Origin of the sequence: Pseudomonas sp. RA_15y_Pfl2_54 (genome assembly GCF_963971015.1) — a bacterium.
In the GTDB taxonomy this organism is placed as follows: Bacteria; Pseudomonadota; Gammaproteobacteria; order Pseudomonadales; family Pseudomonadaceae; genus Aquipseudomonas; species Aquipseudomonas baetica_A.
Map to the genome: position 1 here is coordinate 1 of NZ_CAXAPN010000039.1, position 26,316 is coordinate 26,316.

Annotated in this window: 20 protein-coding genes and 4 tRNA genes; 15 read left to right on the forward strand and 9 right to left on the reverse strand. The window is 58.2% G+C overall.

What is annotated here, in order from left to right:
* Nucleotides 1-133 precede the first annotated feature (133 nt).
* Nucleotides 134-1,072, reverse strand: coding sequence for a D-alanyl-D-alanine endopeptidase (gene pbpG / locus AACY50_RS24420; protein WP_339431962.1), 939 nt, complete (start codon nucleotides 1,070-1,072; stop codon nucleotides 134-136).
* Between the two features lie 242 nt (nucleotides 1,073-1,314).
* Nucleotides 1,315-2,169: a bifunctional methylenetetrahydrofolate dehydrogenase/methenyltetrahydrofolate cyclohydrolase FolD gene (gene folD, locus AACY50_RS24425; protein ID WP_339431963.1), complete on the reverse strand. Its 855-nt coding sequence runs from the start codon at nucleotides 2,167-2,169 to the stop codon at nucleotides 1,315-1,317.
* 275 nt (nucleotides 2,170-2,444) lie between these two features.
* Between folD and AACY50_RS24430 the strand changes: the two genes are divergently transcribed.
* From AACY50_RS24430 to AACY50_RS24480, 11 genes are all read left to right on the forward strand, one after another.
* A tRNA-Arg gene (locus tag AACY50_RS24430) sits at nucleotides 2,445-2,521 on the forward strand.
* Between the two features lie 32 nt (nucleotides 2,522-2,553).
* Nucleotides 2,554-2,629 (forward strand) — tRNA-His (locus AACY50_RS24435).
* A gap of 56 nt (nucleotides 2,630-2,685) precedes the next feature.
* Nucleotides 2,686-2,770 (forward strand) — tRNA-Leu (locus tag AACY50_RS24440).
* Between the two features lie 76 nt (nucleotides 2,771-2,846).
* Nucleotides 2,847-2,922, forward strand: a tRNA-His gene (locus AACY50_RS24445).
* A 402-nt stretch (nucleotides 2,923-3,324) separates the two neighbouring features.
* The gene (tig, locus tag AACY50_RS24450; protein ID WP_221730452.1) at nucleotides 3,325-4,635 is read left to right on the forward strand and encodes a trigger factor; all 1,311 of its coding nucleotides are present in this window, start codon (nucleotides 3,325-3,327) and stop codon (nucleotides 4,633-4,635) included.
* Between the two features lie 93 nt (nucleotides 4,636-4,728).
* Nucleotides 4,729-5,364 carry an ATP-dependent Clp endopeptidase proteolytic subunit ClpP gene (clpP, locus tag AACY50_RS24455; protein ID WP_007951559.1) on the forward strand — a complete coding sequence of 212 codons (636 nt, stop codon included), beginning with the start codon at nucleotides 4,729-4,731 and terminating at the stop codon, nucleotides 5,362-5,364.
* Between the two features lie 112 nt (nucleotides 5,365-5,476).
* Entirely contained in the window at nucleotides 5,477-6,760 is a 1,284-nt protein-coding gene (clpX, locus tag AACY50_RS24460; RefSeq protein WP_007951558.1) for an ATP-dependent Clp protease ATP-binding subunit ClpX, read from the forward strand.
* Between the two features lie 162 nt (nucleotides 6,761-6,922).
* The gene (lon, locus tag AACY50_RS24465) at nucleotides 6,923-9,319 is read left to right on the forward strand and encodes an endopeptidase La (protein WP_339431964.1); all 2,397 of its coding nucleotides are present in this window, start codon (nucleotides 6,923-6,925) and stop codon (nucleotides 9,317-9,319) included.
* A gap of 148 nt (nucleotides 9,320-9,467) precedes the next feature.
* Entirely contained in the window at nucleotides 9,468-9,740 is a 273-nt protein-coding gene (locus AACY50_RS24470; RefSeq protein ID WP_008077714.1) for an HU family DNA-binding protein, read from the forward strand.
* A 228-nt stretch (nucleotides 9,741-9,968) separates the two neighbouring features.
* Nucleotides 9,969-11,825: a SurA N-terminal domain-containing protein gene (locus tag AACY50_RS24475; protein ID WP_339431965.1), complete on the forward strand. Its 1,857-nt coding sequence runs from the start codon at nucleotides 9,969-9,971 to the stop codon at nucleotides 11,823-11,825.
* A gap of 301 nt (nucleotides 11,826-12,126) precedes the next feature.
* The gene (locus tag AACY50_RS24480) at nucleotides 12,127-12,987 is read left to right on the forward strand and encodes a DUF2242 domain-containing protein (protein WP_339466325.1); all 861 of its coding nucleotides are present in this window, start codon (nucleotides 12,127-12,129) and stop codon (nucleotides 12,985-12,987) included.
* 337 nt (nucleotides 12,988-13,324) lie between these two features.
* Here the strand turns inward: AACY50_RS24480 and AACY50_RS24485 are convergent, their stop codons facing one another.
* Nucleotides 13,325-14,365, reverse strand: a complete 1,041-nt coding sequence (locus tag AACY50_RS24485) for an AraC family transcriptional regulator (RefSeq protein WP_339466324.1) — start codon at nucleotides 14,363-14,365, stop codon at nucleotides 13,325-13,327.
* A gap of 3 nt (nucleotides 14,366-14,368) precedes the next feature.
* A complete protein-coding gene (locus tag AACY50_RS24490; RefSeq protein ID WP_339431968.1) occupies nucleotides 14,369-15,496 on the reverse strand; it encodes a carbon-nitrogen hydrolase family protein in 1,128 nt (375 codons plus the stop codon).
* Nucleotides 15,497-15,704: 208 nt separating this feature from the next.
* Between AACY50_RS24490 and AACY50_RS24495 the strand changes: the two genes are divergently transcribed.
* Nucleotides 15,705-17,744, forward strand: a complete 2,040-nt coding sequence (locus AACY50_RS24495; RefSeq protein ID WP_339493758.1) for an NADPH-dependent 2,4-dienoyl-CoA reductase — start codon at nucleotides 15,705-15,707, stop codon at nucleotides 17,742-17,744.
* Nucleotides 17,745-17,824: 80 nt separating this feature from the next.
* On the forward strand, nucleotides 17,825-18,751 hold the full coding sequence (locus AACY50_RS24500) for a 1-aminocyclopropane-1-carboxylate deaminase/D-cysteine desulfhydrase (RefSeq protein ID WP_339431970.1): 927 nt from the start codon (nucleotides 17,825-17,827) through the stop codon (nucleotides 18,749-18,751).
* 3 nt (nucleotides 18,752-18,754) lie between these two features.
* Here the strand turns inward: AACY50_RS24500 and AACY50_RS24505 are convergent, their stop codons facing one another.
* The 3 genes from AACY50_RS24505 to AACY50_RS24515 all read right to left on the reverse strand — a co-directional run bounded on the left by AACY50_RS24505 (nucleotide 18,755) and on the right by AACY50_RS24515 (nucleotide 21,509).
* Nucleotides 18,755-19,303 carry a cytochrome b gene (locus AACY50_RS24505; protein WP_339431971.1) on the reverse strand — a complete coding sequence of 183 codons (549 nt, stop codon included), beginning with the start codon at nucleotides 19,301-19,303 and terminating at the stop codon, nucleotides 18,755-18,757.
* A 189-nt stretch (nucleotides 19,304-19,492) separates the two neighbouring features.
* Entirely contained in the window at nucleotides 19,493-20,320 is an 828-nt protein-coding gene (gene phnX, locus AACY50_RS24510; protein WP_339431972.1) for a phosphonoacetaldehyde hydrolase, read from the reverse strand.
* Between the two features lie 79 nt (nucleotides 20,321-20,399).
* On the reverse strand, nucleotides 20,400-21,509 hold the full coding sequence (locus AACY50_RS24515) for a 2-aminoethylphosphonate--pyruvate transaminase (RefSeq protein WP_339431973.1): 1,110 nt from the start codon (nucleotides 21,507-21,509) through the stop codon (nucleotides 20,400-20,402).
* 112 nt (nucleotides 21,510-21,621) lie between these two features.
* On the opposite strand from AACY50_RS24515, the gene AACY50_RS24520 reads away from it, so the two are divergent.
* Nucleotides 21,622-22,482, forward strand: coding sequence for a LysR substrate-binding domain-containing protein (locus AACY50_RS24520; protein WP_339431974.1), 861 nt, complete (start codon nucleotides 21,622-21,624; stop codon nucleotides 22,480-22,482).
* A gap of 65 nt (nucleotides 22,483-22,547) precedes the next feature.
* Here the strand turns inward: AACY50_RS24520 and AACY50_RS24525 are convergent, their stop codons facing one another.
* Nucleotides 22,548-23,948 carry a type VI secretion system Vgr family protein gene (locus AACY50_RS24525; protein WP_339431975.1) on the reverse strand — a complete coding sequence of 467 codons (1,401 nt, stop codon included), beginning with the start codon at nucleotides 23,946-23,948 and terminating at the stop codon, nucleotides 22,548-22,550.
* Nucleotides 23,949-24,169: 221 nt separating this feature from the next.
* Here AACY50_RS24525 and AACY50_RS24530 point away from each other — a divergent pair, with 221 nt between their 5' ends.
* Nucleotides 24,170-24,874, forward strand: a complete 705-nt coding sequence (locus AACY50_RS24530) for a YebC/PmpR family DNA-binding transcriptional regulator (protein WP_123529345.1) — start codon at nucleotides 24,170-24,172, stop codon at nucleotides 24,872-24,874.
* A gap of 58 nt (nucleotides 24,875-24,932) precedes the next feature.
* On the opposite strand, the gene AACY50_RS24535 is transcribed toward AACY50_RS24530, so the two are convergent.
* Nucleotides 24,933-26,246 carry a protein kinase gene (locus AACY50_RS24535; RefSeq protein WP_339466317.1) on the reverse strand — a complete coding sequence of 438 codons (1,314 nt, stop codon included), beginning with the start codon at nucleotides 26,244-26,246 and terminating at the stop codon, nucleotides 24,933-24,935.
* Nucleotides 26,247-26,316 lie beyond the last annotated feature (70 nt).

The window sequence follows — 26,316 nt, forward strand, 5'->3', positions numbered from 1 at the left end:
TGGTGCGGGAAGCGGTCTTGATCTACAACCAAGAGCGCCCGCACCTGTCCTTAAAATACAAAACGCCCGATGCAGTGCATCGGGCGTTAGGGTGAGATAGGTGTAAACCTATTTCAGGACTAGACAGCGCGAATTACTTGGAGGCTTCGACCACGCCGCTCTGGCGCGCCTTGAGGTTTTTGTCGGCTTTGTACTGTTGAGCCGCTGCTGGAACGCTGGCGCTCCTGCCGGTTTCCACCCAACTGCGGATGCGGCTGGCATCGGCAAAATGGGTGTATTTACCAAACGCGTCGAGAATCACCAGCGCGACCGGGCGGTTGCCCATTTTCGTTACCAGTACCAGGCAATGACCGGCAGGATTGGTGAAGCCGGTTTTGGTGATCTTGATGTCCCAGTCGGCCTTATTGACCAAGTGATCGGTATTGCGAAAGCCCAGTGTGTAATTGGGTTTACGGAAAGAGACGGTCTTTTCCTTGGTGGTGGTGAGTTCGCTGAGGACCGGGTACTTGCTGGCGGCTACCAGCAACTTGCTCAAGTCACGGGCAGTCGACACGTTGCGCTCAGACAAGCCGGTCGGCTCGACGAAGTGCGTGTTGGTCATGCCCAGCGCCTTGGCCTTGGCGTTCATCGCCGCGATAAAGGCTGCGTAACCGCCCGGGTAGTGATGCGCGAGGCTGGCGGCCGCACGGTTTTCCGAAGACATCAGAGCAATCAACAGCATCTCGCGGCGCGGCAGTTCACTCTTGAGTTTGACTCGGGAGAACACGCCCTTCATTTCCGGCGTATTGCTGATATCGACATTGATCCATTCGTCCATGTTCTGTCGGGCTTCAACCACCACCAGGCCAGTCATCAGCTTGCTGACGGAAGCGATCGGCACAATCACGTCAGGGTTGCTGGAATAAATGACTTTTTTGGTCTGCATATCCATGAGCAGGGCGCTACCGGAGGCGATTTTCAATTGCGAAGCGTCACGGGGGGCAGCGATGGTTTGCGCGGCATTGATCGATGGCGTGATGAATGTGCCTGTAAAAGCAAAAAACAGGCTCAGAATCGAAAGACGAATTTTCACGCGGGCGAACTCATAAAGGTTGGATATTCCGTTAGTTTGTAACGGGTTATTTCTTAAAAGCGTCGCATTTTAGGAGTATGGCTGAATAACTGTCGATGGTTGTTTGAGTGGCCTGAAAATCTTGTGAAAAGGCCTGTAGAAATAGGGTTTTCCGGCGAACGGTTACAGCTTTTTCTCAGGCACGAAAAACCCCGCACGCGGCGGGGTTCTCGGGGGTATTGCCAGCGCGTGAAAAAAACCACTCAGGCGTGCAGGGTTTCCGCTGCGTATAGGGTGTTTTCCAGCAGGCAGGCACGGGTCATCGGGCCGACGCCGCCCGGTACCGGCGTGATCCAGCCGGCGCGGGGCAGGGCGGTTTCGTAGACAACGTCACCGACCAGTTTGCCGTCGTCCTGACGGTTGATCCCGACATCGATCACGATCGCGCCTTCCTTGATCCACTCGCCTTTGACCAGGCCCGGCTTGCCGGCAGCCACAACGACCAGATCGGCACGACCGACGTGCTCGGCCAGATCCTTGGTGAAGCGATGGGTCACGGTCACGGTGCAGCCAGCCAGTAACAGCTCCATCGCCATCGGACGACCGACGATGTTTGAGGCGCCGACCACAACTGCGTCCAGTCCGTAAAGATCAACGCCTGTGCTTTCCAGCAAAGTGATGATGCCTTTAGGGGTGCACGGACGCAGCAGAGGGATGCGTTGGGCCAGACGCCCGACGTTATAAGGATGGAAGCCATCGACGTCTTTGTCCGGGCGAATGCGCTCCAGCAGTTTGGAGGCATCCAGATGCTCGGGCAGCGGCAGTTGCAACAGAATGCCGTCGATTGCCGGGTCGTCGTTGAGGCGATCAATCAGATCGGTCAACGCTTCTTGCGTGGTTTCAGAGGGCAGGTCGTAGGCTTGAGAGAGGAAGCCGACCTCTTCACAGTCTTTACGCTTGTGCGAGACATAAACCTGAGAGGCAGGATCGCTGCCGACCAGGATCACCGCGAGGCCGGGAGTGCGCAGGCCTTGCTGGCGACGCTCGGCAACTCGTTGGGCGATCTGCTGGCGCAGGCTGGCGGCGATCGATTTGCCGTCGATTAGTTGTGCAGTCATTGCGCGTGATTAACCATCGAGAGGGGAAAAAATGAGAACGCATTCTCGCATGTCGAGCGGTGAGGGCAAAGGCGCTTGGTCAGCAAATTCCTCTAACTCCTTTAATTAAATGAATTTTTTTTAAAAAGGATTTGACGACCTTTCGGGCGCTCTATACTATTCGTCGCACTTGTCGGGCACAGCCTAGCACTGGTTAAGAAGGTGAAGCGGAATCAAGGTTCTGTGATACTGGAAAGCACTTAGTTTGTAGTCCTTTAAGAGTACAGATTAATAAGGCGCCCGTAGCTCAGCTGGATAGAGCATCCGCCTTCTAAGCGGATGGTCGCAGGTTCGAGTCCTGCCGGGTGCGCCATTAGGCAGCTTTGGCACAAGTAACGCGATATGGTGGGCGTAGCTCAGTTGGTAGAGCACGGGATTGTGACTCCCGTTGTCGTGGGTTCGATCCCCATCGTCCACCCCATATTTCGAAAGGCGCCAGATGTAACAGTCTGGCGCCTTTGCTTTAAAGCTTGATCCGCGGATGTGGTGGAATTGGTAGACACACTGGATTTAGGTTCCAGCGCCGCGAGGCGTAAGAGTTCGAGTCTCTTCATCCGCACCAATTAAAGCTTCATTCATGTCTTCGGGCAGGTGAGGTTCAACAAAGAAGTTGTTTGGCTTTTTTGTTACGCAATATGGTGGGCGTAGCTCAGTTGGTAGAGCACGGGATTGTGACTCCCGTTGTCGTGGGTTCGATCCCCATCGTCCACCCCATATTTCGAAAGGCGCCAGATTTAACAGTCTGGCGCCTTTTTTGTTTTAGCGATTTGAAGACTTGGCGATTGCCGGCTTCGATTCGCAGGAGTGGGGCGTTTCGTCGTGTTTATGTTGCTCGATGATTCTGTGCTGCTCGCCGGGCTTGCTTGCAGGGTCGGCCGTCAGGGCGTGATTGGCGGTCTCTTCTATATATAGAAGAGATCGGCGCAGAGCCCTGGCGTGATTGGTTGTATTCGCCTGTGGGGCGCCACGCATTCGTGCAACGGTCCCTATAAATTGCCTGCTGTTTTTTTACCCGTTTTCAGTAGGGTGACTTCTTGAGTTTGACCCACTAGAATGCATGCCCTTGATTCTGGGGTCGGAAACGGCCGGCTAACGTCTGTGCAACGAGGAATATCCATGCAAGTTTCTGTTGAAAATACTACTGCTCTTGAGCGCCGCATGAGCGTCACCGTGCCGGCTGAGCGCATTGAGAGCCAGGTCAACAAGCGTCTGCAGCAGACTGCCCAAAAGGCCAAGATTGCTGGCTTCCGTCCAGGCAAAGTGCCAATGAGCGAAATCAAGCGCCGTTTCGGTGCTGACGCTCGCCAGGAAGCTGTTGGTGATGTCATCCAGTCCTCCTTCTATGAAGCTGTGGTTGAGCAGAAGCTGAACCCGGCTGGTTCGCCTTCGATCGAGCCTAAATCGCTCGAAGCGGGCAAGGATCTGGAATACGTTGCTGTATTCGAAGTGTTCCCTGAGTTCACCGTTGCCGGTTTCGAAGGCATCACCGTTGAGCGCCTGAGCGCTGACGTGGCTGACGCTGACCTGGACAAAATGCTCGACATCCTGCGCAAGCAGAACACCCGTTTTGAAGTGGCTGATCGTGCTGCCCAGAACGAAGACCAACTGAACATCGATTTCGTTGGCAAGGTCGATGGCGAAGTGTTTGCAGGTGGCTCCGCCAAAGGTACTCAGCTGGTTCTGGGTTCCGGCCGCATGATCCCGGGCTTCGAAGAAGGCCTGGTGGGCGCTAAGGCGGGCGAAGAGCGCGTTCTGAACCTGACCTTCCCTGAGGACTATCAGAACCTGGATCTGGCGGGTAAAACCGCTGAGTTCACCGTGACGGTCAACACTGTTTCCGAGCCAAAGCTGCCTGAGTTGAACGAAGAGTTCTTCGCTCAATTCGGTATCAAGGAAAGCGGCATCGACGGCTTCCGCACCGAAGTTCGCAAGAACATGGAGCGTGAACTGCGTCAGGCGATCAAATCCAAGGTGAAAAATCAGGTAATGGACGGCCTGCTGGCCACCAACCCGATCGAAGTGCCTAAGGCTCTGCTGTCCAACGAAGTTGACCGTCTGCGCGTGCAGGCTGTTCAGCAGTTCGGTGGCAACATCAAGCCTGACCAACTGCCGGCCGAGCTGTTCGAAGAGCAAGCCAAGCGCCGCGTAGTGCTGGGTCTGATCGTGGCTGAAGTGGTCAAGCAGTTCGACCTCAAGCCTGACGATGCCCGTGTTCGTGAAATGATTCAGGAAATGGCTTCGGCGTACCAGGAGCCTGAGCAGGTCGTGTCGTGGTACTACAAGAACGACCAACAACTGAACGAGGTTCGTTCGGTTGTGCTGGAAGAACAAGTTGTGGATACTGTTCTGCAGAAAGCTAGCGTGACCGACAAATCGGTCTCTTACGAAGAAGCGGTCAAGCCGGTAGAAGCTCCAACAGCCGACTGATTGTTTTTGCGTTAAGAAGTGCACACCATAAGCCAGCTCTCGAGCTGGCTTATGCGTATTCAAGACATAACTATTTGGGAGTGACTGCAGAGCATGTTCCGTAATTCGTATATTCAGCAGAACTCTGATATCCAGGCCGCAGGCGGCCTGGTCCCGATGGTTGTCGAGCAATCTGCTCGTGGCGAACGCGCCTATGACATCTACTCGCGCCTGCTCAAGGAGCGAGTGATCTTTCTGGTTGGTCCGGTAGAGGACTACATGGCCAATCTGATCTGTGCGCAACTGCTGTTCCTTGAAGCGGAAAACCCGGACAAGGACATCCATCTCTATATCAACTCCCCGGGCGGTTCGGTGACAGCGGGCATGTCGATTTACGACACCATGCAGTTCATCAAACCCAACGTATCGACCACTTGCATCGGTCAGGCGTGCAGCATGGGCGCGTTCTTGTTGACCGCCGGTGCTCCAGGCAAGCGTTTCTGCCTGCCGAACTCGCGCGTGATGATTCACCAGCCACTGGGTGGTTTCCAGGGTCAGGCATCGGATATCGAAATCCATGCCAAGGAAATCCTCTTTATTCGCGAGCGCCTGAACACGCTGATGGCCAAGCACAGCGGTCGTACCCTTGAAGAAATCGAGCGCGATACCAATCGCGATAACTTCATGAGTGCAGAAGCTGCGAAGGAATACGGCTTGATCGATGAAGTGATCAACCAGCGCCCAGCTTAAAATAAGCAGCTCAAAATAGGCTTGGTCGGCGCGTCTGATCAGCGGCGGGCTTGAAAAAGCCCGCAATAGCCTTCATCTTGTGTTGCAAGCCTATCGGATTTGGATCGAACGAATGACTGACACCCGCAACGGCGAGGACAACGGCAAGCTGCTCTATTGCTCCTTCTGTGGCAAAAGCCAGCATGAAGTACGCAAATTGATTGCCGGCCCCTCGGTCTTTATCTGCGACGAGTGCGTCGACCTGTGCAATGACATCATCCGCGAGGAGGTGCAGGAAGCCCAGGCCGAAAGCAGCGCGCATAAATTGCCTTCGCCTAAAGAAATCAGCGGCATCCTTGATCAATACGTCATTGGTCAAGAGCGTGCGAAGAAGGTTCTGGCCGTAGCGGTGTACAACCACTACAAGCGTCTGAACCAGCGTGACAAAAAGGCTGACGACGTCGAACTCGGCAAGAGCAACATCCTGCTGATCGGCCCGACAGGCTCTGGTAAAACCCTGCTGGCCGAAACACTGGCCCGCTTGCTGAACGTTCCGTTCACCATCGCTGACGCAACCACCCTCACCGAGGCTGGTTATGTCGGTGAAGATGTCGAGAACATCATTCAGAAGCTGCTGCAGAAGTGTGATTACGACGTAGAGAAGGCCCAGATGGGTATTGTCTACATCGACGAAATCGACAAGATATCCCGCAAGTCCGACAACCCGTCGATCACCCGGGACGTTTCCGGTGAAGGCGTGCAGCAGGCCTTGCTCAAGTTGATCGAAGGCACGGTCGCTTCCGTACCGCCGCAAGGTGGCCGCAAGCATCCGCAGCAGGAATTCCTGCAGGTCGACACCCGTAACATTCTGTTCATCTGCGGTGGTGCGTTCTCGGGCCTCGAGAAGGTCATCCAGAACCGTTCCACCAAAGGCGGCATCGGTTTCAACGCAGAAGTTCGCAGCAAGGAAGAAGGCAAGAAAGTCGGTGAGTCCCTGCGAGAAGTCGAGCCTGACGATCTGGTCAAGTTCGGTCTGATCCCGGAATTCGTCGGTCGTCTGCCAGTCCTTGCGACACTGGACGAGCTGGACGAGGCTGCGCTGATGCAGATCCTCACCGAGCCGAAAAACGCTCTGACCAAGCAGTATGCGAAGCTGTTCGAGATGGAAGGCGTGGATCTGGAGTTCCGCTCCGACGCGCTGAAATCGGTCGCCAAACGTGCCCTGGAACGTAAAACCGGTGCCCGTGGCCTGCGTTCGATTCTCGAAGGTGTGCTGCTCGATACGATGTACGAAATCCCCTCGCAGTCCGAGGTGAGCAAAGTCGTCATCGATGAGAGTGTGATCGAAGGCAAGTCCAAGCCACTGTATATCTACGAGAACAGTGAGCCAGCTGCCAAGGCAGCACCGGACGCTTAAGCGTCTACGCTGCCGGAACAAAGAAGGGGCCTTCGGGCCTCTTTTTTTTATGTCGTTTTTTACATCCGCTTTGCGCTTGTTTTTTTTCAAGGCAGCCCCCATCTTGGTTTCAAGCTTAATTCCATCTGATTACGGCCATATGGCCGCCGTAGAGGCGAAATCATGAAGACAACCATCGAATTGCCTCTCCTGCCATTGCGTGATGTCGTCGTGTATCCGCACATGGTTATCCCGCTGTTCGTGGGGCGTGAGAAATCCATCGAAGCCCTCGAGGCAGCGATGACGGGCGACAAGCAGATTTTGCTGCTGGCCCAGAGAAACCCGGCTGATGATGATCCCGGTGAAGACGCTCTCTATCGCGTAGGTACCATTGCCACCGTTCTACAACTGCTCAAGCTGCCTGACGGCACCGTCAAGGTTCTGGTCGAGGGTGAGCAGCGCGGTACCGTTGAGCGCTTCAGCGAAGTCGACGGCCACTGTCGTGCCGAAGTCTCCTTGATTGAAGAACTCGACGCTGCCGAGCGCGAGTCCGAAGTGTTCGTGCGTACACTGCTGTCTCAGTTCGAACAATATGTGCAGTTGGGCAAAAAAGTCCCCGCAGAAGTCCTGTCGTCGCTCAACAGCATCGAAGAACCGGGCCGTCTGGTCGATACCATGGCCGCCCACATGGCGCTGAAAATCGAGCAGAAGCAGGAAATCCTGGAAATCATCGATTTGTCGGCCCGGGTCGAGCACGTCCTGGCGTTGCTGGACGCCGAGATTGACCTGCTGCAAGTCGAAAAACGCATTCGCGGTCGCGTTAAAAAGCAGATGGAGCGCAGTCAGCGTGAGTACTACCTGAATGAGCAGATGAAGGCCATTCAGAAGGAGCTCGGCGATAGCGACGAAGGTCACAACGAAATCGAAGACCTGAAAAAGCGCATCGACGCTGCCGGTCTGCCGAAAGACGCATTGGCCAAAGCCACTGCCGAGTTGAACAAGCTCAAGCAAATGTCGCCGATGTCCGCAGAGGCCACTGTGGTGCGCTCGTACATCGACTGGTTGGTGCAGGTGCCGTGGAAGGCCCAGAGTAAAGTGCGCCTGGACCTGGCTCGCGCAGAAGACATTCTCGATGCGGATCACTACGGTCTCGAAGAGGTCAAGGAGCGCATCCTTGAGTACCTCGCCGTACAAAAACGCGTGAAGAAAATCCGTGGCCCGGTGTTGTGCCTGGTCGGTCCTCCAGGCGTGGGTAAAACTTCGCTGGCGGAGTCGATTGCCCACGCCACAAACCGTAAATTCGTCCGCATGGCCTTGGGTGGCGTGCGTGATGAAGCGGAAATTCGAGGTCACCGCCGGACTTACATCGGTTCGATGCCCGGAAGATTGATTCAAAAGATGACAAAGGTGGGCGTCCGTAACCCGCTTTTCCTGCTCGATGAAATCGACAAAATGGGCAGCGACATGCGTGGCGATCCAGCGTCGGCGTTGCTGGAAGTGCTCGACCCCGAGCAGAACCACAACTTCAACGACCACTATCTGGAAGTCGATTACGATCTCTCGGATGTGATGTTCCTGTGCACCTCCAACTCGATGAACATCCCGCCGGCGCTGCTGGACCGGATGGAGGTCATCCGTCTGCCGGGCTACACCGAGGACGAGAAGATCAACATTGCGGTCAAATACCTGTCGCCAAAGCAGATCGCTGCCAATGGTCTGAAGAAAGGCGAGCTGGAATTTGACGAAGAGGCGATCCGCGACATCATCCGTTACTACACACGTGAAGCCGGTGTGCGTGGCCTTGAACGTCAGATCGCCAAGGTCTGCCGCAAGGCCGTTAAAGAGCACGCGATGGAAAAACGCTTCTCGGTGAAAGTGACAGCAGACTTGCTGGAACATTTCCTCGGTGTGCGCAAGTTCCGCTACGGTCTGGCCGAGCAGCAGGATCAGATCGGTCAGGTTACCGGCCTTGCCTGGACTCAGGTGGGGGGCGAATTGCTAACCATCGAAGCCGCAGTTGTGCCAGGTAAAGGCCAGTTGATCAAGACTGGTTCGCTGGGCGATGTAATGGTCGAATCGATCACTGCTGCCCTGACCGTGGTGCGCAGCCGTGCGAAGAGTCTGGGCATTCCTCTGGACTTCCACGAAAAGCGAGACACACACATCCACATGCCGGAAGGGGCGACCCCGAAAGATGGACCGAGCGCGGGTGTAGGCATGTGCACGGCATTGGTTTCGGCCTTGACCGGCATTCCGGTGCGCGCTGATGTCGCCATGACCGGTGAAATCACTTTGCGTGGTCAAGTGCTGGCCATTGGTGGTCTGAAGGAAAAACTGCTGGCGGCGCACCGTGGCGGAATCAAGATTGTGATTATTCCGGAAGAGAATGTGCGCGATCTGAAGGAGATTCCTGACAATATCAAGCAGGATCTGCAGATTAAACCGGTTAAATGGATTGACGAGGTCCTGCAAATTGCGCTGCAATACGCGCCGGAGCCCTTGCCGGATGTGGCTCCGGAGATAGTTGCCAAGGACGAAAAACGTGAGTCTGACTCTAAGGAAAGAATTAGCACGCATTAATACGTTTTTGCCTGGGTGGCTTCCTTGACAGCTTTTTAGAGCCCTTGTTATAAAGCGGCTCTTAAGTGTCTGTAGGCCATTCAGCACACGTTTTTGCTTTCACCAAAAAACTTAGAATCATCTCAAAATAGATATAAGGGGACTTAGAGTGAACAAGTCGGAACTGATTGATGCTATCGCTGCATCCGCTGATATCCCGAAAGCTGCTGCTGGCCGTGCGCTGGACGCAGTAATCGAATCCGTCACTGGCGCTCTCAAGGCTGGCGACTCCGTTGTTCTGGTTGGTTTCGGTACGTTCTCCGTGACTGATCGTCCGGCTCGCGTTGGTCGTAACCCACAGACCGGCAAGACGCTGCAGATCGCAGCGGCCAAAAAACCAGGTTTCAAAGCCGGTAAAGCACTGAAAGAAGCTGTTAACTAAGTTTTCAGGTTTTTACCTATCCGGGTCGGGGTCATGCCTGACCTGGCAGCGGAGCGGTAGAGCAGGTCGCTGAAACAGATGCCTGTAACGCCGGGATCGAGGGTTCGAGCCCTGTCCGCTCCGCCAGTTACGAGAAGGCGCATCCTCGGATGCGCCTTTCTTCTATCCGGATTCTACCCACGCTCCACGGTTGCCTAATTTTGAAGTTCAACCGTTTCTGGGGGACGCATGCTGCAGAATATCAGGGACAATTCACAAGGCTGGATTGCCAAGACCATTATCGGAGTCATCGTTGCACTGATGGCTCTGACCGGTTTCGACGCCATTTTCAAGGCCACGACGCACTCTAACGAGGCGGCCAAGGTCAATGGTGAGGAAATCAGCCAGAACGAGCTGAGCCAGGCCGTTGACATGCAACGCCGTCAGCTGATGCAACAGTTGGGCAAGGATTTCGATGCTTCCTTGCTCGACGAAAAAATGCTGCGCGAGTCGGCTCTCAAGGGCCTGATTGATCGCAAGCTGCTGCTGCAAGGTGCCGAACAATCGAAATTCGCTTTCTCCGAAGCTGCTCTGGACCAAGTGATCCTGCAAACGCCTGAATTTCAGGTGGACGGCAAGTTCAGCTCTGATCGTTTCGACCAGGTGATCCGTTCGCTGGGTTACAGCCGTATGCAGTTCCGCCAGATGCTGGCTCAGGAAATGCTGATCGGCCAACTGCGGGCCGGTGTCGCTGGCAGCGGTTTCGTCACCGACGCTGAAGTGCTGGCATTCGCCCGTCTGGAGAAACAGACTCGCGATTTCGCCACCCTGAACGTCAAGACCGATCCGGCTGCGATCAAGCTGACCGACGATGAGGTCAAGGCTTACTACGACGAACACGCCAAGGAATTCATGACCCCGGATCAGGTGGTCATCGATTACCTTGAGTTGAAGAAGTCTTCCTTCTTCGATCAGGTCGCCGTCAAGGACGAAGACCTGCAAGCGGCGTATCAAAAAGACATCGCCAACCTGTCGGAACAACGTCGTGCGGCGCACATTCTGATCGAAGTGAACGACAAGACCACCGAAGCGCAGGCCAAGGCGAAGATCGAAGACATCCAGGCGCGTCTGGCCAAGGGCGAGAAGTTCGAAGCGCTGGCCAAAGAGTTCTCGCAGGATCCGGGTTCGGCCAACAATGGCGGTGACCTGGGTTATGCCGGTCCCGGCGTTTACGATCCGGCTTTCGAGAAGGCCCTGTACGCCTTGTCCAAGGATCAGGTTTCCGGGCCGGTTCGCACCGACTTCGGTTTCCACCTGATCAAGTTGCTGGGCGTGGAAGCACCTCAAGTGCCGACCTTTGCAAGCCTGAAGGACAAGCTGACCCGCCAGTTGAAAGAGGCGCAAGTCGAGCAGCGTTTTGTCGAGGCGACCAAGCAACTGGAAGACACCGCGTTCGAGGCATCTGACCTGGCTCAGCCGGCGGCGGATCTGAAGCTGACTGTGCACACCTCCAAGCCGTTTGGCCGTGAGGGTGGTGAAGGTATTACGGCCAACCGTGCCGTGGTCACCGCCGCGTTCAGCACTGAAGTGATCGATGAAGGCGCCAACAGCACTGCCATCGAGCTGGATCCTGAAACCGTGGTCGTGCTGCGCGCCAAGGAGCACCTCAAGCCTGCGCAACTGCCTTTGGAAAGCGTGAGCGCGGCCATTCGCACACAACTGACCAAAGAGCACGCCAGTGCAGCTGCCAAAACCAAGGCCGAGAAGCTGATTGCTGATCTGCGCGATGGCAAGGCGGTTGATGGACAGAGCTGGAAAACCACCGAAGCGGCCACCCGTGCTCAGGAAGGTATTGATCCTGCTGTGCTGCAAGCGTTGTTCCGCATGCCGAAGCCGGTTGCCAAGGACAAGCCTACGTACAGCAGCGTGACCCTGCCGGACGGTAGCCTGATGATCGTTCGGCTGAACGGCGTCAACGAAGCGGCTGCACCGACTGATGAAGAGAAGGCTCAATACCGTCGCTTCCTCGCGTCTCGTGAAGGTCAGCAGGACTTCGCGGCGTATCGCAAGCAGTTGGAAGCCCAGGCAGAGATCAAGCGTTATTGATGTCTGACTGAGCGGCAAGACAAGAGCCCCGGCCTGACAGCCGGGGTTTTTTGTGGGTGCGCTTTTGTTGGCAGTTCAGGCGACATAGCCGTTTCAGAGGCTCATTTATTGACCTTCTCCATGCAGTTTTCCTCACCGCCACCGCGAGGTCGCGGATGTTTATCGATGATTTATCGCTGCGACTTTTTCCCGCAGCTGAAGGTCGATAGCGTTGTAACTGTTTTAAGACACTAATCCATACGCCGTCGGGCTGCGATCTGTTGCACAATACGCCCCGGACTGTTTTCCCTCAGGATGTTCAATGTTGATTTCCACCCCCCTGCGTGTTGTCGGATTGGCGCTGTTGTTGACCGCTGTTGCTGGCTGTTCGAAGGACAAGCCGATTTATGAGCATGAGAGCTTCGACGATTCCGGCACGTTTTCGCGTAACTATCCGGTAAGCGACATCGGCAGTTGCGAAGCGGCTCGCCGTGCGTTGCTCAGTCAGGGCTACATCATTACCAGCAGTGACCCGAAACTGGTCAGCGGCCACAAGAGCTTCCAGCAGACCGGTGAAACTCACCTGGAGATCAGTTTCAACGTGGTCTGCGCCGAAGATGGCAGTGGCAAGCATCATGCGACGGTGTTCGCCAACGCCCTGCAAGATCGCTACGCACTGAAGAAGACCAACAACTCCGCCAGTCTGGGTGTTGGTGTGCTGGGCTCGGTGTCCATGCCGATCGGCTCTTCGGACGATTCGATGGTCAAGGTTGCCAGCGAGACGGTGACCGCTCAAAAGTTCTACGAGCGTTTCTTTACCCTGGTAGAACAGTTCCTGCCGGCAGAAACGAAGAAAGCCGCGCATATCGAAGAAAAGCCAAAGACGGATCTGGGCATGCCTGAGCCTAAAGCAGTTCCTGCCGCAGAACTTGCTCCTGCGCCTGCCGCTGAGCCCGTTCCAGCACCAACACCCGCCCCAGCGGCTGCCGCGCCGGCGCCACTTGAAACCACACCGCTGAGTTCAGAGCCGGTTGTACCACCCGCCGAGTCAACCCCGATTGCCCCCGCGCCGAGTGCTGAACCGGCGGCGCCAGCCACGCAAACCATCACGCCACCCGCCAACCCGACGGACATCCCGCCGCCGTCCGAGCCAATTCCGGCGATGCCAGCCTCCGGCCAATAATTCGCCTACCGAATCTCTGTGGGAGCGGGGGCGCTCGCGAATGCGGTGTGTCAGTCGACATTTGCATCGACTGACACAACCTCTTCGCGAGCCGGCCCGCTTTTGATTTATGGGCTGTCAAAAAAACTGCGATAAATTCCTGACCACCTGCTACGTTTTATTCATGAAGGCGCTGTTTCATTTTTCCTTCACACGGGCGCGCTATGCTCGGGACACCATCGAATAGAGCAGTAGGGGGATGACACAATGGATGACTATCAAGAAGAACTGCTCGAGTTCCAGGCCTATGAACTGGATCAGCCCGAGCCGGCCGAAGACGCCACCGAGCTGTAAGGTTTCAAGCTGTTTTGCGATGACTGCGGCGAAATTCGCCCGGGGTTTGTCCGCTCAAGCGTTTGAACGCTCGCTGAAATGCTTCGGCTGAGGCAAAGCCCAGCAGGTAGGCGATTTCGCCGAACGCCAGTTCGGTGTCGCGGATGTAGGTCATCGCCAGATCACGGCGAGTGTCATTGAGGATCGCGCGAAACTGCGTGCCTTCTTCGGCCAGTTTGCGCCGCAATGTCCAGGTAGGCAGCTTCAGGCGTGCCGCCACTTCTTCCAGGTCCGGTTCCCGGCCTCCACTGAGCAAAGGCCCGAGCAATTGCGTGATGCGTTCGCGCAGGCTGCGAGTGCGGGTCAGTTGTTCCAGTTCTCGTTCACACAGTTGCAGCAGGTGCCGCCAGGTGCTCGGGCAGTGCTGAGGGTTGCGCAGGGCGAGGCTGCTCAGGTTCAGGCGCAATTGATTGCGCTCGGCGCCGAACTGGATTGGGCAATCGCCCAGCACGCGGTAGGCGTCGTGGTAATCCGGCGTGTCGAATTCGATTTCGATGCGCTCGGTCTTGAGCACTTCGCCGCCGACACTGGATAGCTGATGCAACCAGCCGGCGATGATTGAATCCACCACAAAGCGGTTATAGGCGTTGTACGGACTGATCGAATAGAAACGCAGCCACGCGCCGTTGGCGTCTTCGTGGAAACTCGACTGGCCGCGGTAATTGGAGCCGTACAACGGTTCAAAACGGATCAGACATCGAGCTGCTTCGCGCACCGTGGGGGCCTGCGACGCGGTGACACCGGCCAGTCCTGCCTGGCTCAGGCGACTGAGCTGGCCCATGCGCAAGCCCAGCGCCGGATCTTGCGTCAATTGAATCGCGCTGTAACCCAAACGCATATAACGCGGGATCGAAAGCCGTGCGCCGGCCTCGGCCAATCGCGCTGCATCCAGACCGTACTGCTCCAATATCGGCAGTGGGTCGGCGCCATGACTGCGCACGGCGTCGGCGAGGCTATGGACAAAGCCTACCGACAGATCCCCGAGGCGCATCGGCAGCGGCTTCATGGCTTACAACCAGATATTGAGCAGACATGCACCGCGGGCATCGCCTGCGGCAAACTGCTGACCGTTGCTGCTGAGGAAGCTCTGACCCGAACTCGCTTTGTCCCAGAATTGCCCGCGCAGGAATACGCTCATCCCGGCAATCGCCCGGCTGCCGGGCGGCTGCGTGGTCAGGGTCAGGCGATGCCAGGCTTGGCCTTCGCTGACGTCACCGGGTTTGAGGCTGACTGAACTCGGTGTACTCGAACCCTTATAGCCGCGCCACGGCTGATCCCAGGCACCCTGTCCGAGCACCTGCGCCGGCACCGCCACCAGTTGCGCGCTTTGTTCATCGAGTTGGCGGTAGTTGTCCGGATACCAACTGTCGCGGCCGATCAGCACGCCGAGACGTCCGGCCGGGGTGTCGACGACGTTGATCGTCCGTTCACTGGCCTGGATGACGTCATGCTGGTCAAAGACCGGATGCATCTGGCGTTGCGGCTGGCCGAGGGGCACACCGTCGCGGCCAAAGACCACGCTGCTGTTGTAGAGCGCGCCGCTGCCGGGTTTGAGTTGGCCGTCGCGGATGGTTGGCTCAGGCAGCACGATGGAACCAGCCACCAGGGTCACATGAAACTCTTTGGCCAGCCCCCCGAACAGCGTCTGGTAATCCTTGGCCATGGCGCGTGATTTCATGCGCAGGTGAGCGTCGTCGAGACGGTCGCTACCCTTGGCGCTGAGCCAGGCCCGGGCGAACAGCAGCGGATTGCTCGCTGCCAGCCAGTTCATCGCTTCTGCAAGAGTCGGTGCCTGATACAACTCGTCTTTCTCGCCGCTGATCATCAGCCAGGTGCCGACATGTTCGGGCAGCACCACCACGGTCTTGTCATTCAACAAGCCCTGATCCTGCGCTTGCTGCAAATAAGCCGCGAGCTTGCGGTGCAGACGCTCGGGGTTCTGATAGTCGGTAGGAAACAGCTCTGGCTGGATACCCAGCAAATTGCCACGGTCGGCAGGCGTGCCCTGATCGACCGCCAGTTTGATGCGCAAGTCCGACAGGTAATGCCCCGCAGGCCGGTCTGCCGCCCACATGGCATAGGTGGTGAGAACGGCCACGATGGCCATGGAAAAAAACAGGTACAAAAGTTTGCGCATGAAAACCAACAGCAGCCGGGTACAGGGTGTGGCGACTAGGGTAGGGCCCATGGGCGTACTTGCCAAGGGGCGCTGTGCATTTGGATCAATAAGTTGTCAGTTACGGTCATTGAGTGACAGCGATGCGACTCTTAGTCTGTCGAGTATGACTGACGGGGGACAAAGAACTCCCGCAACTTTTCCGTGATTGCTCGTTGTGGAGTTACCGATGACCGCCGCTCATTACCCGCACCTGTTGGCCCCGCTGGACCTGGGATTCACCACGCTGCGCAATCGCACCCTGATGGGTTCGATGCACACGGGCCTTGAAGAGAAACCGGGTGGTTTCGAGCGCATGGCAGCGTATTTCGCGGAACGTGCCCGTGGTGGCGTCGGCCTGATGGTCACCGGCGGTATCGGCCCGAACGACGAGGGCGGCGTTTACTCCGGCGCAGCCAAGCTGACCACCGAAGAAGAAGCGCTCAAGCACCGCATCGTGACCCGCGCAGTGCACGAGGCGGGCGGCAAGATCTGCATGCAGATCCTTCACGCCGGTCGTTATGCCTACAGCCCGAAACAGGTGGCACCGAGTGCGATTCAGGCACCGATCAACCCGTTCAAGCCCAAAGAACTGGACGAGGAAGGTATCGAGAAGCAGATCAGCGATTTCGTCACCTGTTCGGTACTGGCGCAGTCGGCTGAGTATGACGGCGTTGAGATCATGGGATCGGAAGGTTATTTCATTAACCAGTTCCTCGCCGCACACACCAACCACCGCACCGACCGCTGGGGTGGCAGCTACGAAAACCGTATGCGCCTGCCGGTGGAAATCGTTCGCCGCGTGCGTGAGGCGGTCGGCCCGAACTTCATCATCATCTTCCGTCTGTCGATGCTCGACCTGGTCGAGGGCGGCAGTACCTGGGATGAAATCGTGACCCTGGCCAAAGCCATCGAGCAGGCGGGTGCGACCATCATCAACACCGGCATCGGTTGGCACGAAGCGCGGATCCCGACCATTGCCACTAAAGTGCCGCGTGCCGCATTCAGCAAGGTCACGGCCAAGCTGCGTGGGGCGGTAAGCATTCCGCTGATCACCACCAACCGCATCAACACCCCGGAAATCGCCGAGCAGATTCTCGCCGAAGGCGATGCCGACATGGTCTCGATGGCGCGTCCATTCCTCGCCGATCCGGACTTCGTCAACAAAGCGGCCGAAGGTCGCGCCGATGAGATCAACACCTGCATCGGTTGCAACCAGGCCTGTCTGGATCATACGTTTGGCGGCAAGCTCACCAGTTGTCTGGTCAACCCGCGTGCCTGCCACGAAACCGAACTTAATTACCTGCCGGTGCAGCAGATCAAGAAAATCGCCGTGGTCGGCGCCGGGCCTGCCGGGTTGTCCGCCGCCACCGTGGCGGCTGAGCGCGGCCATCAGGTGACCCTGTTCGATTCGGCCAGCGAGATCGGTGGCCAGTTCAACATCGCCAAACGCGTGCCGGGCAAGGAAGAGTTTTTCGAGACCTTGCGTTACTTCAAACGCAAGTTGCAGACCACCCATGTCGAGGTGTGCCTGAACACCCGCGTCGATGTGGCAAAACTGGTGGACGGCGGTTACGACGAAATCATCCTCGCCACCGGTATTGCGCCGCGCGTGCCGGCGATTCCGGGGGTGGATAACGCCAAGGTGCTGAGTTATCTGGATGTGATCCTTGAGCGCAAACCGGTCGGCAAGCGTGTGGCGGTGATCGGCGCGGGCGGGATCGGGTTCGACGTCTCGGAATTCCTTGTGCATGAAGGCGTGGCCACCAGCCTCGATCGAGCCGCGTTCTGGAAAGAATGGGGCATCGACACGCACCTTGAAGCCCGAGGTGGGGTGGCCGGCATCAAGGCGGCTCCGCACGCGCCGGCCCGCGAAGTGTTCCTGCTGCAACGCAAGAAAACCAAGGTGGGCGATGGTCTGGGCAAGACCACTGGCTGGATTCACCGCACCGGTTTGAAGAACAAGCAGGTGCAGATGCTCAACAGCGTCGACTACCTGAGCATCGATGACGAAGGTCTGCACATCCGCATCGGCGAAACCGGCGAGCCGCAAGTGCTGGCAGTGGACAACATTGTCATCTGCGCGGGACAGGACCCGCTGCGTGAGTTGCACGATGGCTTGGTGGCAGCAGGCCAGAATGTGCACCTGATCGGTGGCGCTGATGTGGCGGCGGAACTGGATGCCAAACGCGCGATCAATCAGGGGTCGCGCCTCGCCGCCGAACTCTAAGCAGGGCAAATTCCCCGCCCCCACTGGGGGAAGTGTCTCTGGCTGCTAAGATGGCGGTTCTTGTTCTGGAACCGCCATTAATGCTTTTGCCTTCCAACGAATGGCTTGCTCAAGCCCCCCTCGAACGCCTCCAACTGGACTGGCTCAGTGCCGCCAACGTTGAAGTGGCGATCCTGCGTCTCGATCAGATCGATCCGCTGATCAGCGGCAACAAGTGGTTCAAACTCGTCGAACACCTGAACGCTGCTGACCGTGCTGGTGCGCAAGGCATCATCAGCCTCGGTGGGGCACATTCCAATCATCTGCACGCGTTGGCGGCGGCGGGCAAGCGTCTGGGCTTCAAAACGGTCGGGCTGTTGCGTGGCCATGCCCGGGAAACGCCCACTGTGAAAGATCTGCAAGCGTTCGGCATGCACTTGCACTGGCTGGGTTACGGCGGTTATCGGGCGCGGCACGAACCGGGATTCTGGCTGCCGTGGCAGGCGCAATATCCCACGCTGCATGCGGTGCCGGAGGGTGGCGGTGGATTAAGCGGCGCCCTCGGTTGCGTCGCGCTCAAAGCGCAGGCCAATGCACAACTGAGCCATTTGGGCTGGAGTGATTTCCACGGCTGGTGGTTGGCTTGCGGTACAGGAACGACGTTGGCGGGACTGGTGCTGGCAGAGGCGGGCGAACGTCCGGTATACGGCGCATTGGCCGTGCCCGGCGACCACGGCGTGGCACCACACGTCGAAGCGATCATTCGCGAGGCCGGGTTGTGCATGGCGCACTATGAACTGCTGGACGCCAGCCGTGGTGGTTTTGCCAAGGTTGATCCGCCCTTGCTGGGGTTCATTGAACAGACCGAACAGGTCAGCGGTGTGCCGTTGGAACCCGTGTACACCGGCAAGGCGTTGCTGGCGCTCAGGCAGCAGGTCGAAGCGGGCAGGTTCGCCAGCGGCACGCGACTGATTTTCGTGCATACCGGAGGTTTGCAGGGGCAGCGCGGATTTGCGGCCGCGCCGTGAGGTTCAATCGCGTTTGGGCATCATCCGCACCAGTGTGTTGTCGCGCACTACGTAGTGGTGATAGATCCCCGCCAGCGCATGCAGCCCGATCAACCAGTAGCCAATCGTGGCGATGAGTACGTGCCAATATTCCACCTGCTTGGCGAGTGCCTTGTCCTCATTCACCAGCATCGGCAGATCAAAACCATAGAACATCACTTGATGCCCCTCGGCGCTGGTGATCAACCAACCGAGAATCGGCATGCTGATCATGAACAGGTACAACGCCCAGTGCATCAGCCGCGCCAGCACGGTTTGCCATGCCGGCGAGGCCGGGAAGATTTTCGGTGCCGGGCCGACGCTGCGGGCGAGCAGGCGAAACCACACCAGCACGAACACCGTCAGGCCGAGCATGTAGTGGGCCTCTTTGATCAGCGTGCGACCGCCGCTGCCTTTGGGAAAGATGCCGCGAAATTCCATGCTGGCGTATACCAGTACCAACAACACCAGCATCAGCCAGTGCAGCAAGACTGAGACGGTGCTGTAACGAGATTCGGAACTGGTCCACGGCATACGGTGTTTCCTCACAGATCAGGGGGCAAACGCACCGTTCTTGTATGACGGCATGTCTTAACTGTAATCCGCTTTGGCGGATTTGCCTGTTGCTGATCGGCGTTTCAATGCGCTGGGTCAGGAAGTGTCCAAAAAAACACGCCAGTGTCGCGACAGACACTGGCGTTTTCGTTTACAGCAGGCGATGGATCAGCTCGACTGCGGCATTTCACCCTGGGCCAGACGCTTGTTGATGTCGGCAATCACCTCGGGCAGGTCTGTAATGGTGTCGATCATGTAGTGCGGGCGCGAACCTTCGAACAGTGCGTGGATGCGCTTTCGCTCGCTGGCCAGTTCATCGCTGCCCAGTGCGCGGAACCCCTCGTAGTCCAGGCCCAGTGCATTACCGGAGCAGATCAGCGCCACCGTCCACATCCCGGCACGCCGACCTTCGAGAATGCCCGGCACAGTGTCATCGATCTTCACACAAGCGCCGACGTCGTCGATGCCCAGCGCGATCACGTTGGCCAGTGCCTGGGCCGGCCATGGGCGGCCATTCGGCACTTCGTCGGTGGCGACGACGTGGTCGGCGACGTAGCCGTTGGTGGCGGCCAGTTCGACGACTTTGTCCATCACCTGCTTCGGGTAACCGGAGCAGGAGCCGATCTTGATCCCTTGTTCGCGCAGATTGGCAATGGTATCCAGAGCGCCCGGGATCAGTGCCGAGTGTTCGGCGATCTTCTCGATCTGCAGCGGCATGAAACGGTTATAGATCGCGGTGACATCGTCGTCGGTCGGCGTGCGACCGAACACTTGGCGATAGCGCTCGGCGACCTGCGGCTGATCGCACAGAGCGCGGATGTGATCCCACTTGCCCATGCCCATCGGGCCACGGGCTTCTTCGATGGAGACCTGAACGTCGAACTCGGCGAAGGCTTCGACGAAGATCTGGGTCGGCGCAAAAGAACCGAAGTCGACCACGGTGCCGGCCCAGTCGAGGATGGCGGCTTGCAGCTTGTCTGGATTTACATAGTTCATGGCAGTCAATTCCTGAGTTGGCAATGCGGTTCTTTGTGGGAGGGGAGCAAGACCCCTCCCACAGGGATTTGGGGGTGAATCAGATGTCGAGGACTTCCATCTCGCGCAACACTTCACCGACTGCTGCGACGGCCTGGCGCATGTCGTCCGGGCTGACGTGGCCGATGCAGCCGACGCGGAAGGTTTCAACCTGGGTCAGTTTGCCGGGGTAGAGGATGTAGCCCTTGGCCTTGACGCGCTCGTAGAAGTCCTTGAACTGATAACGCGGATTGGTCGGCGCATGGAACGTGGCGATGATCGGTGCCTGAATCGCTGCCGGCAGAAAACTGCGTAAACCCAGCTCGCCCATCTCTTCCATCAGCGCCTGGCAGTTGGCCGCGTAGCGCGCATGCCGTGCCGGCAAGCCACCTTCTTCGTTGTATTGCAGCAGGGCTTCGTGCAGCGCCGCGACCACATGGGTGGGCGGGGTGAAGCGCCACTGGCCGGTCTTCTGCATATAGGTGTGCTGGTCGTACAGGTCCATCGCCAGCGAATGCGACTGACCGGCGCAAGCGGCCAGCGACTCTTTGCGAGCGAAGACAAAACCCATCCCCGGTACGCCTTCCAGGCATTTGCCGGACGCGGCGATCAGCGCGTCGAACGGCACTTGTTGTGCATCCACCGCCAGCGCGCCGAAAGAGCTCATGGCGTCGATGATCAGGCGTTTTCCGTGTTGGGCGATAACCTCGGCAATCTCTGGCAGCGGATTGAGGATCCCGGTGCTGGTCTCGCAGTGGATCAGCGCGACGTGGGTGATGGCGCTGTCGGCACGCAGCAGGCGGTCAACGTCGGCGGCCGTGGTCGGTTTGTCTTCAGCGGTTTCGAAGGTACTGAACGAGCGGCCGAGCACCTCGCAGATCTTCGCCAGACGCTGGCCATAGGCACCGTTGATCAGTGCCAGCACTTTGCCATCACGCGGTACCAGCGTACCGATGGCCGCTTCGACGGCGAATGTCCCGCTGCCTTGCAACGGCACGCAGTGATGGGTGGCTGCGCCGTTGAGGATCGCCAGCAGTTGTTTGCAAAGGCTGGCGGTCAGTTGATTGAAACGGTCATCCCATGACCCCCAGTCGATCATCATCGCCTGGCGGGTGCGGGCCGAAGTGGTCAACGGGCCGGGAGTCAGCAGGATGGGTTCGGCGATACTCATTCGTATGTCCTTGGATAGCGCTGTGGGGTGAAGCTAGGGGGCATACGTTGCAATTCGCCGTTGCATCAATCAAATTGTTTGTTGTTATGCCAGCCATCAGCGAGGGTTATTCATGAATCTGTTTCAGCTACGCGCCTTCGACGCCGTAGCCCGGGAGGGCAGCTTCACCCGCGCCGCCTTGCGTTTGTTCATCAGCCAGCCAGCGGTCACCGGGCACATCAAGGCGTTGGAGGAGCATTACCAGATCACCCTCCTGCGACGTACGGCGCGACGGGTGGAATTGACCGAGGAGGGCACCAAACTGGCGGCGATCACCCGGGCGATGTTTGGTCTCGCCGAAGAAGCGCAGGCGATGCTGGAGGCCAATCGGCAACTGCTGACCGGGCGCCTGGAGGTGGCGGCGGATGGGCCGCACATGGTCATGCCGATGTTGGCGAGTCTGCGGGCGCGGTATCCGGGGATTACGGTGAATTTACGCTTGGGCAATGCGCAGGAAGCGCTGGCAGCGCTGTTATCGGAACACGCAGATGTCGCCGTGTTGACCGAAGTCGAACCGCGCAAAGGCTTGCATCTGCAAGCGTTGAGCGAGTCGCGGATCTGCGCTTTGGTGCCAGTGGGCCATCCTTGGGGGACGCGGGCCGGGGAGGTGAAGCTCAAAGAACTGGATCAGGTAATCATGGTCTTGCGTGAGCCGAGTTCGATTACCCGGCGCACGTTTGATCAGGCTTGCGCGCAGGCATCGATTCAGCCACGGGTCTTGCTGGAACTGGACAGCCGCGAAGCGGTGACCGAAGCGGTTGCCGCAGAACTGGGGGTTGGCGTGGTGTCTTCGGTGGAGGTCAGCCACGACCCTCGGGTGGTGGCGATTCCGATTGCCGGCGAAGGGCTGGGAAACCGGCACATGATCGGCTGCATGGAGCGGCGACGGGAGTTGCGTTTGATTCAGGCGTTTTTTGCATTGGCGCCGGCCTGACAGTTTCGCTTCAGGCCCCCAGCAGGAACTGTCGCAGGCTGCGACAACGCCAGCAGGGAGGACTGTCATGGCGCGGTGCTGTTGAGCAGCCAATCCAGTAGAAGGCTGCTGCTGTCAGGCATCGGCACTGTCTCGCGTGGCGGTGGACTGCGTCTGCTGTCGAGGCACAGGATCGGTCGGTCCGGATCGCTGTCGAGGAAGCTCACCCAGACTTCACTGCCTGCAGACGGGAGTTCATTCGCTGCCAGTCGTCTGTTGGCCCGGGTCATGGCGATGGGCAGCCACAGCGCGTCGGTTTCAGTGGTGTTCGGGTGTTGCGCAGGCCAGAGAATAACGGCGACGCGCCCCTGCTCATCAAGTTGCGCGGGTTGCCCCGACGCGCCAAGTATCTGCGCCAGATGAAAGCCTGCGACGCTGGGACGCGGTTCTTTGAGGGGCGGGCGATAGTCGGTTGACCAGGGCTGGGCGGTGAAGTCGTTGTAATAACGGTGCTGGGTCGGGGTGGGGTCAAGAATCGATGGATGTTGCCCGTGATGGCGTATGGCAGTGATCCGCCATTGGTCGTTGAAGGTGCTGATCGGGTGCTCGGTCACTTGCAACAAGTGCCCACTGAGCAAACCGACGCAGTCGCTGCGGCCATTGATCGAGCGATGCTGGCAACGTTGTCGCTCCAGATGGCGGCGACTGCGTTGCTCGGCATGACGTTGTTCAAGCGACAACGTGGGCTGCGGTGCGATAGGCGAAGTCTGATTGGCGGCAGCCTCGCTGACAGCCTGTTGCCCACGATTGCGCAAGGCGTGGAGCGTCGCAATGGGCGCGGCGTGATGATGCTGGTACAGCGCACTGACGCAGGGTGAGGCTGTTTGTTCGTCGACATTGAACGGCACCAGAACGGGGGCTTGCGGTAGGCTCAGGCTGTCATCGGCGAACACGACAACGTGACCGTCCACCCGGTGTTCGAAGTGATAGTGAATGCCTTCCTCTTCGCAAAGCCTGTGCAGCAGCGCCAGATCGCTTTCCTCGAACTGGATGCAGAACGGCCGCGTCGGGTACTGGCCCACGGTCATTTCAATTCGGTAACTATTGCTCGGCAGGGCATTTTCAACGAGTAATTGCTGAAGAATCTGCGGCACGCTCAGTTGTATAAACACACGCCGTTTAATCGTTCGCGACAGTCTTTGCAGGTGTGGCACCAAGACAAGTCGATAGCCAATCCGATGCGTGCCACGGTGTTCGCAAGTGGCACTGTGGATCATGCCGTGGATCCCGTGATGGTCGTTCAGGCGCAGAAATGCCGGTTGCTGCAGCAGCGTACCCGGGGGCACGGCGGGTGCCAGACCGATCAGGTCAATGTCGAAACGGTAGGGCTGGTTGAGCGCTTCCTCGCCTTGAAAGCGCAACACTGGCAGGCATAAGCCGCTGTCGGTCAGGGTGAGGGTGAACGGACTTTCCTTGTCATTGAGCATTCGAACAGGCTCTGTCAGGCAATACGGGCCTCAGAGGGTACGAAACCACAGCGTTGAATGGTTATGTCAAAGGGGTTTTTCAGAATCGCCCTACAAGGTCTGGTGAATAAGTCGATTCCACATTGGATTTTTTTGGTCGATTGCCGAGTTTAGGCCGTATAAACTTGGCGCCACGCGTCGGCCAATAGATGTCTCGGCGCCACAGATCAAGAGAGTGAGTAATGGGCGCACAGTGGAAGGTTAAACACAAAGAAGCGGCAGCCAACGCCAAGGGCAAAATCTTCGGCAAACTGGTGAAAGAAATCACCATCGCTGCCCGCAACGGTGCCGATACCGCCACCAACGCACACCTGCGTCTGGTGGTCGAACAGGCCAAGAAAGCCTCGATGCCGAAAGAAACCCTGGATCGCGCAATCAAGAAAGGCGCGGGCCTGCTAGGCGAAACCGTGCAATACCATCGCGTGACCTACGAAGGCTTCGCGCCGCACCAGGTACCGCTGATCGTCGAGTGCGTGACCGACAACATCAACCGCACCGTCGCGGAAATCCGTGTGGCGTTCCGCAAGGGTCAACTGGGTGCTTCCGGCTCCGTTGCCTGGGATTTCAACCATGTGGGCATGATCGAAGCCTCGCCGGACACCCCGGACGCCGATCCGGAAATGGCCGCCATCGAAGCCGGTGCCCAGGATTTTGAACCGGGTGAAGACGGCGCAACCCTGTTCCTGACCGATCCGACCGACCTCGACTCCGTGCAGAAAGCCCTGCCGGAGCAAGGCTTTACCGTGCTGTCGGCCAAGCTTGGCTACCAGCCGAAGAACCCCGTCAGCGGTTTGAGCGATGAGCAAATGGCTGAGGTTGAAGCGTTCCTGGAAGGCCTCGACAACCATGACGACGTACAGGATATGTTTGTCGGTCTGGCGGGCTGATTGGTTTTACCGGTAACGCCGTCAATGGCGGGCAAGCCCGCGATTGACCGCGTTGCGGTCACTGCTTGTCCAGTACCGCACTCACTTCACTGAACCCCGGCCGCCCCAGCACATCGGCCTGACAGCAGCGCCGCTGCAAATCCTCCAGCACCCCACGCCGCTCATCACTCAACCCCGAGTCGATCCGCGCCAGCAACTCCCCGAGCAAAACCCCGAACGCTCGCACTTCGATGCGTTGCAGTGATCGTGTCTCGACGTTGTCCGTGGTGGCATGGAAGGACGCCGCGCCGAAATCTCCCAGCAGACAATCGCCCTCGTCGTTCAACAGAATGTTGTGCCCGTAGAGGTCGCCGTGGGTGATGCCCTGTTGATGCAGATGTTCGGCCGCCGACGCGATGCCCTTGGCAATTCTTAGCGCAACGTCGGCCGTGAAGCGGCAATCTTCGGCGTAAACGTCCCGTGAGCAGGACGCCAGGCTCGGCAATGCCGCCAGATTGCGAAAGCTCGGATCAATCAATTGCATCACCAGCCCTTGCTGGCCTTCGGGATGGTCATCGATACGACCTTCAACCCGGATCAGATTCGGGTGCAGCCCGGCCGTGATGCAGGCGTTCATTTCATGCAGCGGCGAGCCATCGCTGGTCATTTCACCTTTGTACAACTTCACGGCGACCGGTTTCAGCGAGCCCTCGGCGTGCTGCCAAGTCGCCCGGCAAATCACCCCCGAAGCGCCTTCGCCCAGTTGCTGCTCCAGGCGCAGCGTTGACCAGTCAATTTGCGGTGTGGCTTGAAGGGCGGCGGCGTCGGCTTCGGTTTCCAGTGGATTACCGGCATAGGCCAGCCACGTCAGGCTCGGCAACGCCAGCAGAAAGGGTGGCAATTGGCTCAGGCGGTTGGCGGCGATGCGGATCAGCTCCAGCCGATGGCAGTTACCCAGAGAAGCGGGTAGCGATTGCAGGCGATTGCCCGCCAGCATGAGTTTTTGCAGGTCAGGACGTTCGCCCAGTTCGCTCGGCAGGGTTTCGATGCAGTTGTCGGTCAGGATCAGCCAGCGCAGCCGCGTTGGCAGGGCGGCACCCGGCACATCGACGATGCGGTTGGCTTTAAAACCGATCATCGTCAACGCGGCGCATTGGCCGAGGCAGGCGGGCAACTCGGTGAACTGATTGTCGGAGCAGAACAGTACGCGCATTCGAGTCAGCCGATGCAAATCATCCGGCAGACTGCTCAAGGCGTTGCCGCTGAGGTTGAGCACCTCGAGGGTATCGGCCAGATCAAAGATCTGCCGCGGGAACTCGGTCAGCCCGCAGGACAGATCCAGCCGCGTGATGCCTGACAATTCGCCGGCGCGCAATTGAGCAAGGGTATGCATAAAGGTCTTCGCCATAGAGGAGTCGCAAGGAATGGGCGACATGATAACGGCAGATTCAACACTGTCGAAT